Source organism: Methylobacterium sp. BTF04, from assembly GCF_010692745.1.
Taxonomy (GTDB): Bacteria; Pseudomonadota; Alphaproteobacteria; order Rhizobiales; family Beijerinckiaceae; genus Methylobacterium.
On sequence record NZ_JAAHTB010000072.1, the window covers coordinates 1 to 11,539 of the forward strand.

At 62.5% G+C, this 11,539-nt stretch carries 14 protein-coding genes and 2 pseudogenes; 7 read left to right on the forward strand and 9 right to left on the reverse strand.

Going from position 1 to position 11,539, the window contains the following annotated elements:
• Positions 1-523 precede the first annotated feature (523 nt).
• From G3T14_RS22085 to G3T14_RS22095, 3 genes are all read right to left on the reverse strand, one after another.
• Positions 524-748 (reverse strand): hypothetical protein, encoded by a 225-nt coding sequence (locus tag G3T14_RS22085; protein WP_163644673.1) that lies wholly within the window; start codon positions 746-748, stop codon positions 524-526.
• Positions 749-874: 126 nt separating this feature from the next.
• Positions 875-1,102 (reverse strand): hypothetical protein, encoded by a 228-nt coding sequence (locus G3T14_RS22090; protein WP_163644674.1) that lies wholly within the window; start codon positions 1,100-1,102, stop codon positions 875-877.
• Positions 1,103-1,197: 95 nt separating this feature from the next.
• Complete coding sequence (locus tag G3T14_RS22095; RefSeq protein WP_163644675.1) at positions 1,198-1,824, reverse strand: ParA family protein; 627 nt, start codon at positions 1,822-1,824, stop codon at positions 1,198-1,200.
• Between the two features lie 269 nt (positions 1,825-2,093).
• Between G3T14_RS22095 and G3T14_RS22100 the strand changes: the two genes are divergently transcribed.
• Positions 2,094-2,360 (forward strand): hypothetical protein, encoded by a 267-nt coding sequence (locus G3T14_RS22100; RefSeq protein WP_163644676.1) that lies wholly within the window; start codon positions 2,094-2,096, stop codon positions 2,358-2,360.
• Between the two features lie 201 nt (positions 2,361-2,561).
• On the opposite strand, the pseudogene G3T14_RS22105 reads toward G3T14_RS22100, so the two are convergent.
• A pseudogene (locus G3T14_RS22105) lies at positions 2,562-2,822 on the reverse strand (DDE-type integrase/transposase/recombinase); the annotation flags it as partial.
• A gap of 144 nt (positions 2,823-2,966) precedes the next feature.
• Here G3T14_RS22105 and G3T14_RS22110 point away from each other — a divergent pair.
• The 4 genes and pseudogenes from G3T14_RS22110 to G3T14_RS22125 all read left to right on the forward strand — a co-directional run bounded on the left by G3T14_RS22110 (position 2,967) and on the right by G3T14_RS22125 (position 5,447).
• Entirely contained in the window at positions 2,967-3,164 is a 198-nt protein-coding gene (locus G3T14_RS22110) for a hypothetical protein (protein ID WP_163644677.1), read from the forward strand.
• Positions 3,165-3,214: 50 nt separating this feature from the next.
• The gene (locus G3T14_RS22115) at positions 3,215-3,487 is read left to right on the forward strand and encodes a hypothetical protein (RefSeq protein WP_163644678.1); all 273 of its coding nucleotides are present in this window, start codon (positions 3,215-3,217) and stop codon (positions 3,485-3,487) included.
• A gap of 347 nt (positions 3,488-3,834) precedes the next feature.
• Positions 3,835-4,065, forward strand: a complete 231-nt coding sequence (locus tag G3T14_RS22120) for a hypothetical protein (RefSeq protein WP_163644679.1) — start codon at positions 3,835-3,837, stop codon at positions 4,063-4,065.
• Between the two features lie 629 nt (positions 4,066-4,694).
• A pseudogene (locus G3T14_RS22125) lies at positions 4,695-5,447 on the forward strand (IS6 family transposase).
• 118 nt (positions 5,448-5,565) lie between these two features.
• Here the strand turns inward: G3T14_RS22125 and G3T14_RS22130 are convergent.
• The 5 genes from G3T14_RS22130 to G3T14_RS22150 are packed head-to-tail and all read right to left on the reverse strand — an operon-like array spanning position 5,566 to position 10,134.
• Entirely contained in the window at positions 5,566-7,437 is a 1,872-nt protein-coding gene (locus G3T14_RS22130; protein ID WP_348645324.1) for an ATP-binding protein, read from the reverse strand.
• Positions 7,438-7,457: 20 nt separating this feature from the next.
• On the reverse strand, positions 7,458-8,435 hold the full coding sequence (locus G3T14_RS22135) for an ATP-binding protein (protein ID WP_348645325.1): 978 nt from the start codon (positions 8,433-8,435) through the stop codon (positions 7,458-7,460).
• A gap of 11 nt (positions 8,436-8,446) precedes the next feature.
• Entirely contained in the window at positions 8,447-8,881 is a 435-nt protein-coding gene (locus G3T14_RS22140; protein WP_204263002.1) for an anti-sigma regulatory factor, read from the reverse strand.
• Positions 8,838-9,242 (reverse strand): STAS domain-containing protein, encoded by a 405-nt coding sequence (locus tag G3T14_RS22145; protein ID WP_163644682.1) that lies wholly within the window; start codon positions 9,240-9,242, stop codon positions 8,838-8,840. The genes G3T14_RS22140 and G3T14_RS22145 overlap by 44 nt, the downstream gene beginning before the upstream one ends.
• Before the next feature lie 4 nt (positions 9,243-9,246).
• Entirely contained in the window at positions 9,247-10,134 is an 888-nt protein-coding gene (locus G3T14_RS22150) for an STAS domain-containing protein (protein ID WP_163644683.1), read from the reverse strand.
• Positions 10,135-10,593: 459 nt separating this feature from the next.
• Between G3T14_RS22150 and G3T14_RS22155 the strand changes: the two genes are divergently transcribed.
• The gene (locus G3T14_RS22155; protein ID WP_163644684.1) at positions 10,594-11,184 is read left to right on the forward strand and encodes a recombinase family protein; all 591 of its coding nucleotides are present in this window, start codon (positions 10,594-10,596) and stop codon (positions 11,182-11,184) included.
• Between the two features lie 4 nt (positions 11,185-11,188).
• Positions 11,189-11,539: hypothetical protein (locus G3T14_RS22160; protein ID WP_163644685.1), on the forward strand; the 351-nt coding region annotated here is incomplete at its 3' end.

The following is an 11,539-nucleotide window of genomic DNA, read 5'->3' on the forward strand; positions in this document are numbered from 1 at the left end:
GCGGACAGAATCATGGGCCGGCTCCAGGGCGGAGGCGGCAAGCTCGGCGGGTATGGCTAACGACCCGTAAATAACGGTGGACTCGGGTTTGCGACAAGCCCCCCCGCCCGTCGGGGCGGCGGGTCTACCTCAGCCGGTCGGGTGCTTCCACCATCCTGGACGCACAAATTCGTGCGAGTGGCACGAGCAATGCGATTGGCAATTCTGCTGACGCTCATTTGCTCCCATGCGATCGAGCATCGGCCCGGCAGCCAATGGGAGGCTCTTCCTGTTGCGCTGCCGGTTACGCACGCGCCCTTGCGTCCCTGCCATTCACCAAGGCGTGTGCGAGGTCAAAACCCTCATGCCAGAAGTAGGCTTCGCTCGAACCGCGAGGGAACGGACAGGCTTCCAGGCCTGATCCGTCATTGAAGGCGTACACGCCCTGCCAAAAGGGATTGAAGGACGATTCCATATGCGCTCGCTGAGAATGAGCATGGGGCGAGGTAATGTCCGTGCCTTCAAGCTCTCAGGACCGCTCCTTCTAGTCGCGCAACGCTCTGCGTAGCTCCGGTACCGCAGCCATGCTGATCGCGATCCGACGCGCCTCGTCCTTCGTGATGCGGTTCGTCGTATTCTGATGCTGCAGGTCGTTTCCAAACAGGACGTGAGCCAGCACGGCTCCGTTGGCGTCATGGATCTGAAAGGATGTCTCGTGCTCCACAACGGTCCAGGGCGCCGGGTAGCGACGGAGCGTAGGTTCTGCCATTCGCACTCCCCCTCAGGCGTCGGACGAAGTGAACCCTACAGTGTTCTTCCGAGATCCATGCACGCGCGGTTTGTGCGGCAGAAAAAGCACGCACTTATGTATTCACATATTCACATAGTCACCAGGTTAGATGTCTTCGGGGTCGCTACCCTTCACGTGTCCGCGCTTCTGCAACATCAGGAACAACCCCTCGCGGTAGAGCGCTTGAGCCGTCGTGTTGGTCTCGAAGGCCAGGCGGCGGATCAGATCGAACGTCTCTGGCTTGGCATAGAGGCTGCGATGGGCGTCGCCCTCGCGCGTGCCTCGGCCTGCCCTGCCCTGTCCCTTTCCACCAGGGATATCGTCGTCACGCAATTGCGTAGGCACATTATCAGTCACTTGCGTAGCTATGTGATTAGGTGGCTTTCCGAAGATGCCTTGCTCCGCGAGTTTCCGAACCGGGGGTTTGCTCACGGGGCTATCTCCATCTGAGCTTTGGTCCATTCCCATAACGCTATGATCTCGGCCGCCGCCTTCCCCGCCGGATTAATCTCGGTCACGCCGAGTCCCGATGCGGCCGCATCTCGGAAGTCGGTTCGGTCGGCGACAGGCGGGGCAACGATACCCCCAGCTTCCAGCGCGGCCAGGGCATCAGCGGTCCGCCCTTGCGTGACCGGGTTCGTGGCATTGAGAACGAAGCCGAACCGGCGTTTCAGGGCCTCAATGCGCTCGACGGTCGGTCGGGCTGCGCGAAGGTCCAGTGCAGACGGACGGACTGGGACGAGGATGAAATCGGACTGCTTCAGAGCCGCATCGACCTCGGGGCCGAACGTACCGGCCGTGTCGATGACGACCAATGACACTGCGGCCACCTTCCGGGTTTCGGCGACCCATCGGACCAGAGCAGCTGGCTCGACCTCGCGGAAGACGATGTCTTTGGTCTCGCGCTGGCGGCCCCATTCAGCAAGCGAGCCCTGCGGATCGAGATCCACGACTACGACGCGTTCGCCGGCCTGACGTGCCGCAACGGCCAGCGAGCCGCACAAGGTGCTTTTGCCGCTGCCGCCCTTCTGGCTGGCGAGAGTGAGAATGCGCATGCAGCTATGTGTTCACATGATCGCTTAGCCGCACAAGCACGCAGTCGCATGATCACGCGAGTTCGGCTCGGGCGTGTCCGCGCCGCCACGCATTCAGACCAGCGGCAAGAAAGCCTAGTTATGTGATCATACATCTGCATAATCGCGTGACCGCATAACCGAACTATGATAAAACTTCCGATAAAGCGCATCCTCGGAACTTACAGCGGTAGGCGGCATCAATGGCGGCGGTCGTTGCGATAGACGGAGCGAATGGCAATCGGCTCCCGGTGAGGCCGACCTATGGCTCGCCCTGCAACGGCTGCGGCTACTGCTGCGTGACGCAGGCCTGCGCGGTCGCCCTCGAACACATCCCCGACCATCCGGCCGAGGGGCCATGCCAGGCGATGGAGTATGAGGACGGTCGGTTCGTCTGCGGCATGATCCGCCGGCCAGGTCACTACATGCGGCTCCCTAACGATTGGGCGGATGAGGTGATCGGCGACATGATCGCGACGGCGCTCGGCGCGGGGAGGGGATGCGATGCGGAATTCTAAAGCGCAGACGCTTCCCGTCCCGGTTTTTGCCGAAGTGGCCAGTCTTCTCCCCGCCGGCGCGCTCGCGCTGGTCCAGACCTATCAGCGGGCCTCGAAGGCCAGCGCCACCGTCCGAGCCTACAAATCGGATGCGGTGGTGTTTGCGGGGGCCTGTCGCAAGCCGCGATATAGGCCGCAGGCGAGGGCGGGTCGGCCTCGTTTTCAGACTTTGTTAACCTTTTGAAGTCCGCAGCAGACCGCGAGCAGCTGGTTCTGCTCGCGGACAGTCCATACGCCAGCGAACCCGAAGCCCTTGCGCAGCCACAGCATGGCCTCGAAGCCCTGGATTGTACGCCGGGCCGTGTTGAACGAGCGGAAGCCGCCGATCCGAGGCATGTTTTTCTTGACCCGGAAGTGATCGCTCTCGATGCCCGGTTGCAGGTGTTTGGTCACGTAGTGGGTCGGCATGCGGGGTAGGAGACCGATCTGCGTCGTGTAGCGAGGTGAACCGCATCTCGAACTTCGTGCTTCACGTCCGCTTATCGGTGAGGCCGGCACGCTGCTCCGGCCTTTTGCAGTCTGGGCGCAGGGCGCCTACACTCCGGGACGATGAGGAGGATAAAGCTGATGCTGATAGACACCTCAACCAAGCCCACGACATCCGGCAGGAAGGCCGAGTTCCCGCCTGCTGATGAGGCGCTCGCGAAGCGCGGAACGGATCGGGTCGAAATGATCCCGACATCTAAGGCAAGCAAGTTCGGCGCAGAGAAACCGCCACTGCGTGAGCAGCGCCGACGGTTGGTAGTGGGTCAGTTCAAAGTCTGAGGGCTTGATCCGGCCTTGGAGAGATCGGGAGACCGTGACATGCTGCGAGCATGAGCGATCTGATCCAATGCATCGGTCATATCCGCACGATCGCCGCCAACGGCGACGCGCAGCATGTTGACCAAGCGGCGCAGCTAATCTCTGATTATCTATCTCAATTTTTACAACCAAGGGACCGTCTTACTGCGATAAGACAGATTGAAAGTAAGCTTGAGCCTTACTTGGGGTATCATCACTGCAACCCACAAGTCAAAGCGTTTTATGTGACGCTAAGTGAGTATCTAGATCAAATTCACATGACGATACAGATCAATTTACATTGATATGATCGCCCCCCACTCCCCTCCTTTGCGTCTCCGGTATTAAATTAATCACTAGTCGTATCTTTGACGAAGCCGCGGCTCTCGGCTGGACTATGCTGGAAATATTTGGCGTCCATTTTGAGGCCGGTATAGCCCGGCCTGACTTTCGTGACGCAATCCTCATGTTGGACGCGAAGGTCTCGATGATCACCGCCAACCGGCCAGCTTAAACGTGAGATGGACGTCTCGTCCCGCCGGCTCGTGATCAGATCGGGTTAGTATAAAACTTCCTCCGAGCTACTTTCAAAAGCTCGGCGTTGCCCTGCGATAAAGCCGGCTATCGAAACCCAGATGTAGGAGCGTGAGCCATGACCAACGAAGTGAGGGACGAGGCGCAACGCCTGGATACCGCCATCGTTGCGACCGAGACCCACCTCACGCGCCTGTTCGATGTCCTCCTCACGCGCAACGAGAAGGGCAAAGAGACAACCGTGCTCCAAAGGCAGGTCGCGACCTCCGAACGGGAACATGACCGTCTGCGCGCGCTTCGTTCCAATCTGCTTTCCGCCCCGGAGACCGAGGGATTAGCGCGGCTCTAACCCCCGCCGTCGCTGCCGTTCCTATGCTTGATCGCGATGTGCTCGTCGCCGGCGCTACAGCTATCATCGTCGGAGCGCTTCCACGCTGAGCGGGTCGCCCTCGATCTCATGGCGCATGGCACGCGGCTCGATTGGTCGGCTTGCTCCGTCGAGGTCTACGACGCGAACAGCCGAGTCGTGCTGACGAGGGCGTTTACCGACGTTCGCTATGACCGCCGGTCTGCACGAGGCTGCGCGACCGAACGGGAGTTGCCTTCACTGCAACAATAAGAGCGAGCACAGAATGGCCGCAGTGCCTGAGACTGATGAGGATTTCCGGCAAAGGATTCTGCGCGTAGCATCGGATCGCGATTTGCCGAATGTTCGATGCGCCAAGGGACGAGACCTTGATGCCCTCGGACAAAAGTGCGGTCGCTTCCGCTATGGGGCACCGCTCCGAGAAACGACAAAACCCGGCGCTGAGTGATCCGGCCGGGCGAGGTAGTCTCGGGTCTGTCAGGCAGGCGCGTAGTGGTCCAAATCTGACATTTGGTACTTAATCGGGGCTTGTCGCAAATCCGAGTCCGCCTGCGTTTACGGGTCGTTAAGCATACCCGCCGAGCTTGCCGCCTCCGCCCTGGAGCCGGCCCATGATTCTGTCCGCCATCGCCGCGAAGCTGAAGCAGCGCGCCAAGACCGACTTCGAGGGCCGGCACTATGAGGCTGCGCTCATCGTCCAGGCCGTCTCCTGATACCTGCGCTACCCGCTGAGCTACCGCGACATCGAAAAGCTGTTCCTGGAGCGCGGCGTGGAGGTGGACCACTCCACGTTAAACCGCTGGGTGCTCGCCTACGCGCCGCTGATCGAGAAGCGGTTGCGGCAGTTCCGCCGGCCATACTGCGGAGCGGTCCGCATCGACGAAACCTACATCAAGGTGCGGGGTGAGTGGCGTTACCTCTACCGAGCCGTCGACAAGCACGGCAATCCCGTCGATTTCCTCCTCACGGCCAACCGGGATCTCGACGCGGCCAAGCGGTTCTTCCGCAAGATGCTGCGGGAGCAGCCTTTGCTCGCTCCGGATCGCATCGGCACGGATGGCGCTGGACCGTACCCGCCAGCCATCGCCGAGAGCCGGAAGGCAGGCTTGCTGCCTCGCGCGCCGGTCCACTACGTCACCAAGCACCTGCAGCAAGGGATCGAGAGCGACCACTACCGGGTGAAACGGTCGATGCCGCGGGTCGGCGGCTTCCGCTCGTTCAACACGGCGCGGCGCACGATCCAGGGCTTCGAGGCCATGCTCTGGCTGCGCAAGGGCTTCGCCTTTGCCGGCGCATGGACCGTCCGCGAGCAGAACCAGCTACTTGCGCTCTGCTTTGGGCTTCCCCAGGCGAACAAAGCGTGAAAGCAGGACGGCAGAGGTCGTTCCGCGTCTCAGAGCCGAGTTTGCGACACGCCCAATTTTCCTCCGCCCTACAGAGAATCTTTTAAAAGTTCTAACAAGGGCTCACGAAGCAAGCTGCCTAGTCTTCGATCATCATCCGGATACGCGCCATCAGCACGTCCAACGCGAACGGCTTGGTGATCATCGCCATGCCCGGGTCCAAGAAACCGGAAGCGACCGTCGCACTTTCGGCGTAGCCGGTGATGAAGAGAACCTTGAGGTCAGGGCGAGTTACGCGGGCCTGGTCGGCGAGTTGGCGTCCGTTCAGGCCCGGCAGGCCGATGTCGGTCACAAGCAGATCGACCCGTACCTTGGATTGCAGAATGCGCAGCCCGGCGGGCCCGTCGGCAGCCTGGAGCGACCTATAGCCGAGATCGTGCAAGACCTCGATGATGAGATTGCGTACGACGAGGTCGTCTTCGACCACCAGCACGGTCTCACCGTCACCACGTGGTGATTCCGCTGCCTCGGCCGCCTCAACGATCTCGCCCATGCCGCCGCTATATCGAGGCAGATAGATCTTGATTGTGGTGCCCTTGCCGACTTCGCTCACGATCCGCGTGTGTCCCTCCGATTGGCGCGCAAAGCCGTAGATCATCGAGAGGCCAAGCCCGGTGCCCTGGCCAAGTGGCTTCGTCGTGAAGAACGGGTCGAAAGCCCTGGCGATGACCTCGGGGGGCATCCCAGTTCCCGTGTCGTTGACGCAGATGCGAACGTACTCGTCGGGTATGAGGCCGGGCTTCACGTCCGGGATGGCATCGGCGAGGTGGCCGTTGCTGGTGGCGATCGTGAGCACGCCACCGTCCGGCATGGCATCGCGGGCGTTGATGGCGAGGTTGAGGATGGCGTTCTCAAGCTGGTGCGGGTCGCACAATGTCGGCCACAGGTCGGGTGCGGTGACGATGCGAAGGTCGATGGCCTCGCTCAGCGTTCGGCGCAGCAAGTCGGCCATACCGCCGAGGAGCGCGTTTGCATCCGTCGGCCTCGGATCGAGCGGTTGACGGCGCGCAAAGGCCAGTAGGCGATGGGTCAGCGCCGCGGCCCGATTGGCTGAAGCCATCGCCGTCTCGATGTAGCGCTGCAAGTGCTCGGTTCGGCCCTTCGCCATCCGGCTCTGCATCAGATCGAGAGAGCCAACGATTCCCGTCAGAAGGTTGTTGAAGTCGTGAGCGATGCCCCCGGTCAGTTGCCCGACAGCCTCCATCTTCTGAGATTGCCGTAGATCCTGCTCCATGCGCTCCCGCTCTACCGCTTCTGCGCAGAGGCGCTCGTTTGCTTGAGCAAGCTCTGCCGTCCGCGCCGCGACCTGGTTCTCTAAGTTCACGCCAGCCTCACGGAGCTTCTCGGCTTGCGCCTCAAGTTCCGCATGCAGCGCCACGACGCCCCTGTTCGTTTCCGCCAACTCCCCGTTCAGGCGCCGAGCCTCCCCCTCACGCTCCGCCAATTCGGCAAGACTGCGCATGAGGTCGCGGTTCTGGTCGCGCATCGCCTCCTGCGGGTTGTCCATTCGTCTCCGGGTAGCGGCCTCGGCGACTGCGGCAACCTTCGGACCAGTCAGTCGGTCGCGCCCAGACGGAAGTGTCTTGGCCAGCACCACCTGGGTGCCCTGGCCTGGAGCCGAGCGGATCTCGAAGCGGTCCATGAGGCGGCGGGCGCCCGTGATGCCGATGCCGAGGCCAGTCTTCGATTGGTAACGGCCCTCCATGACGGCGGGCAGGTCGGCTATCCCAGGTCCAATGTCGCCAATGCGCACGATCAGCGCCTGAGTTTCATCCTCGTCATCGACGCCGTACTCGACCTTTCCACCGCCGGCATAGCCATAGGCATTGCGCGCGATCTCGGAGACCGCCGTGGCAATGCGGGTCTGATCCTGGACGCCAAAGCCCAGCTGCTCGGCAAGGCTTCTCGCGCGCTGCCGCGCGGCGGCGACATCGACCTCCTGCTCGATCAACATCGTGACCATCGGCCACCTCAAGGGGCAACGCCTCGGGCGACAACGACCGTCGCGTCGTCGCGACCACGTGAGAAGTCGCGGTACAAGATGCCAGCGATCAGGCTCGGATGGGCGCCCTTGAGGCCGGCATAGGCGTCGAGTGACCATCCTGTGGCGATGCCGTCCGAGCACATCACGAAGAGGCTGTCATCCGCGAACGGATACTCGAACTCCCGGATGTGTCGTGCCACATGCCCTGCGGTGCCTGGAAGCGAGACCATGCGCTTGGTCTCCAAACCGGTGACGACGCCCCCCATGACGTTCCCGATGCCGGCAAAGACCACGACGCCCCGCTCCGGAATGTATCGCGCTATCGAGACCGCGGCGCCGCGGGTGTGTCGCATGCCGGCATGTGCCGTCGCGAGGATCTCACCAGGTGCGTCGTGCTCACGGCTGCGGAACAGGCGCACGGCCTCGTCGGACGCCTTTGCTGCGTGCGGACCGTGCCCGAGCCCGTCAGCAACGATCAAGGTCCATGCCGACCCTTGAGAGCGGATGCAGTAGCCGTCACCGTTGACGACCTCGCCTCGCATGGGAACTGCGACGGCGCCAAAGCGAGAGCACGCAGATGCGGTTCGCGGCACTGCCTCGATGCGGGCGAGAATGGCGGTCCCTCGTCCGGGCCACGATGCGATGTCGAAGGCCTGCGATTGTCGTCGGATCGAGCCTAAGCCGAGACCGGGACTGCCACCCGTGGAATGCCCATCCCGAAGGGCTTCGCCAAGATCGGCGAGACCCGGTCCCCTGTCCAAAGAGACGAGCTCCACGCCAGTACCCGTATCGTCTTCGAACGTGCCGACCAGGATCTCACCCGAGGTGCCGTACTTGACGAGGTTGGTCGCCAGCTCGGTCGCAACAATGGCGACGCGACCGTTCGCGGTCTCATCGAAGCCGAGATTTGTGGCAATCGACGTCGCACGTCGTCGCACTTCGGCGACCTGGCTGGCCTCCGTCACCGGTATCGAGATCATCGTGATTTCCAGCGCGCAATCGTGATGCGCGTGCCGACACCGAGCGTCGACTCGATATGGAACTCGTTCGAGAGGCGTTTGGCTCCGCCGAGCCCAAGACCAAGCCCTCCGCCGGTGGTGTAGTGGTCGGTGAGCGCCTGGGCGATATCCGGGATGCCGGGTCCCTGATCCTCGAAGGTCAGTCGGACCCCTTTCCTGCCGCCTTCCTCAACGAGGTCGATGCGAACCTCGCCGCCACCGCCATAGTCCAGGGTGTTGCGAGCCAGCTCGCTCGCCGCCGTGATGATCTTGGTCTGATCGACGAGCCCCAGGCCGATCTCGATGGCACGGGCCCGGACCTGCTGGCGCACGCGTACAACGTCCTCACCGGATCGGATCGGGAGGAGGTCAGTCTTCGCGATGGGCACGCGTGCTTCCGAGTCCGTCCGCATCGTCCTCGTCGAGCCGAGCCTGGATCATGGCCATGCCACGCTCGACGTTGAGGGCCGTCTTGATGCCGGTCAGGTTGAGCCCGAGTTCGATCAGGGTGATCGCCACGGCCGGGCGCATCCCAACGACGACAGTCTCGGCGTCGAGCACACGGGAGATGGCCGCGATGTTGTCGAGCATGCGGCCGATGAAGGAATCGACGATCTCCAAGGCCGAGATCTCGATCAGCACACCGCGCGCACCAGTGCTCGCGATCTTGGCAGTGAGGTCCTCCTCTAGGGCGAGCATGAGGCGGTCGTGCATGTCGACCTGGATGGTGACGATCAGTGCGCCACCGAGCTTGAGGATCGGGATGCGGTCCATGGCGCTAGCGACGATCCTCTGATGCGGTCGTGGCCGCGGCTTGCTTGCGCACGACGGCTCTTCCGGTGCGCCTCAGCGCCAGGGCGAAGGCATCCGCCAGCGTCGCCTTGGACACGACGTTCAGCTCCACCCCGAGGTGGACCATCGTCTGGGCGATCTGCGGACGGATGCCGGAGATGATGCAGTCGGCCCCCATTAGCCGGGCCGCGGCGATCGCCTTGAGAAGGTGCTGGGCCACCAGGGTGTCGACGGTGGGCACACCAGTGATGTCGATGATGGCGATCTCCGCCTCCTCGTCGACGATGGCCTGGAGCAGGTTCTCCATCACGACGCCGGTGCGGGCGCTGTCGAGGGTTCCGATCAGCGGCAGTGCGAGGATACCGTCCCAGAGCCGGACCACCGGGGTCGAGAGTTCGGCGATCTCCTGGGTCTGCCGTCCGATGACCTCTTCGCGGCTGGTCTGGAACACCTCCATCGTGTGCAGCCCGAGCCGATCGAGCAAACGGCTCGCCGACCTAGTCGCTGCCGCGATGAGCGACGCGTCGCCAGCCTGTGTCCTGCCCAGCGCTTCGAAGATCGGCTCCTTGAGCGAGAACACGAACTTCGCCGTGTCGGTGGAGGAGAACCCTTGGATCGCCCGGGAACGGGAGATCTCACCAAGCGTCTCACGCAAGGAAGCGTATGCTTCCGAACCGAAATCGCTCTGTCCGGACGCAAGCGCATCGCGCAGTTGCCCAAGGACGACCTTAGCCTGGGTCTGGAGCTCGGCCTCGCGGATGCGGCCCGTCTGAAGAGAACCACCCTCCTTCAGAAGCGCGAGCCAGGCCATGAGGATCGCAGGTTCTTCGTCGGTGATAGTCCGGACGAGGACCTGGGTTCCGTCGATCTCCATTCAGGCAGTCCTTAAGATTGCGAAACTCCGCACGGTCAAGCCAAGCGTGACCAGGCGGGTTCATAAGAGAGTGGCGACCGGAAGGATATGCCGTGCGGGGCCTGATCTTCAATTTCTACGATCGTTGACAAGATCCTATTGGAGTAACGGCGTTCCTCTGACCTCCCCGGTTCCTTCCCGGCATCATCCACGTCGTTCTCAAGACGGATGAGGGTACGGTGGTGGATGCCCGCAGCCATGGCCGCCGCCTTCATGGTCCGACCGAGATCGACACGCGCGGCCTAGATCTGTGTCAGGGTCAAGTCATCGGCCTGCCCCGTCAACGCGTCAGAAAAACGATCGTTTTCCGGACAATCGGATCAGGCCAATCCCTAGTTGCCTAAAACAGCTCCGTTTCTGTCGGGAAAATATGACTGGTTTTCTATTGCGGATTAAACGCGGTTGAATCACTATCCCGACATGCTCGTTGGATATGCCCGCGTTTCCACTCTCGACCAGAACCTCGACCTCCAGCGCGACGCGCTAACCCGCGCCGGCTGCGAACGCCTGTTCGAGGAGAAGAAGTCTGGCAAGGCTGGAACCAAGCGCCCCGAGTTCGAGGCTGCTCTCACCTATCTGCGTCCGACCGACGTGTTGGTGGTGTGGAAGCTCGACCGCCTCGGCCGTTCCCTCGTCGAGATGATGCGCACCATCGACTCCCTACGGACTAAGGAGATCCACTTCCGCAGCCTGACCGAGCAGTTCGACAGCGACACCGCCCATGGCCGCTTCGCCCTACAGATGCACGGCGCCATGGCAGAGTACTTCCTCGATCTCAATCGCGAGCGTACGATGGAGGGCCTCAAGGCGGCGCTGGCTCGCGGTCGCAAGGGCGGTCGGCCGAAGAAGCTGACCGAAGCCGACATCGAGGTCGGTCGCGCCCTCCTGCAATCCGGGACCATTTCGATTGCGGCTATCGCCAAGCGTCTCGGAGTCAGTCGCGACACTTTCTACAGCTATTTTCCTCAGGCGCGGGCGCGCAGCCAGGCGGCCTTGGCAGGGAAGAGCTGATCCGATGCCGATCCGGCGCGAGCACCGCTTCTTCTATCCGATCGATTGGCCCCAGCTCTCGGCCGAGATCCGCTTCCGACGGGCGGGGGGCGCCTGCGAAAGCTGCGGTCGACCGCACGGGCGGACGATCTATCATTTGGGCGACGGACGCTGGTGGGATGCCGCGACCGGCTCATGGCGCGATGGATCCGGGCATGCCCTACGAGTGCTGCCGCGCTTCGAGGAGCTCGCGCGTCTGCGTCCAACCAAGGTGGTGTTGGCCACAGCCCATCGCGATCACGACACGGCCAACAACGCCGCCAAGAACCTCGCGGCCTTCTGCCAGCGCTGTCATATGAACCACGACCGCCCCGAA

Bases quoted from the DNA above. Each gene is read 5' to 3' on its own strand.
- G3T14_RS22095 (WP_163644675.1), bottom strand. From the start codon at position 1,824: ATGCGCATTCTCACTCTCGCCAGCCAGAAGGGCGGCAGCGGCAAAAGC.
- G3T14_RS22120 (WP_163644679.1), top strand. From the start codon at position 3,835: ATGACCAACGAAGTGAGGGACGAGGCGCAACGCCTGGATACCGCCATC.
- G3T14_RS22115 (WP_163644678.1), top strand. From the start codon at position 3,215: ATGAGCGATCTGATCCAATGCATCGGTCATATCCGCACGATCGCCGCC.
- G3T14_RS22085 (WP_163644673.1), bottom strand. From the start codon at position 748: ATGGCAGAACCTACGCTCCGTCGCTACCCGGCGCCCTGGACCGTTGTG.
- G3T14_RS22140 (WP_204263002.1), bottom strand. From the start codon at position 8,881: ATGCGGACGGACTCGGAAGCACGCGTGCCCATCGCGAAGACTGACCTC.
- G3T14_RS22150 (WP_163644683.1), bottom strand. From the start codon at position 10,134: ATGGAGATCGACGGAACCCAGGTCCTCGTCCGGACTATCACCGACGAA.
- G3T14_RS22145 (WP_163644682.1), bottom strand. From the start codon at position 9,242: ATGGACCGCATCCCGATCCTCAAGCTCGGTGGCGCACTGATCGTCACC.
- G3T14_RS22110 (WP_163644677.1), top strand. From the start codon at position 2,967: ATGCTGATAGACACCTCAACCAAGCCCACGACATCCGGCAGGAAGGCC.
- G3T14_RS22155 (WP_163644684.1), top strand. From the start codon at position 10,594: ATGCTCGTTGGATATGCCCGCGTTTCCACTCTCGACCAGAACCTCGAC.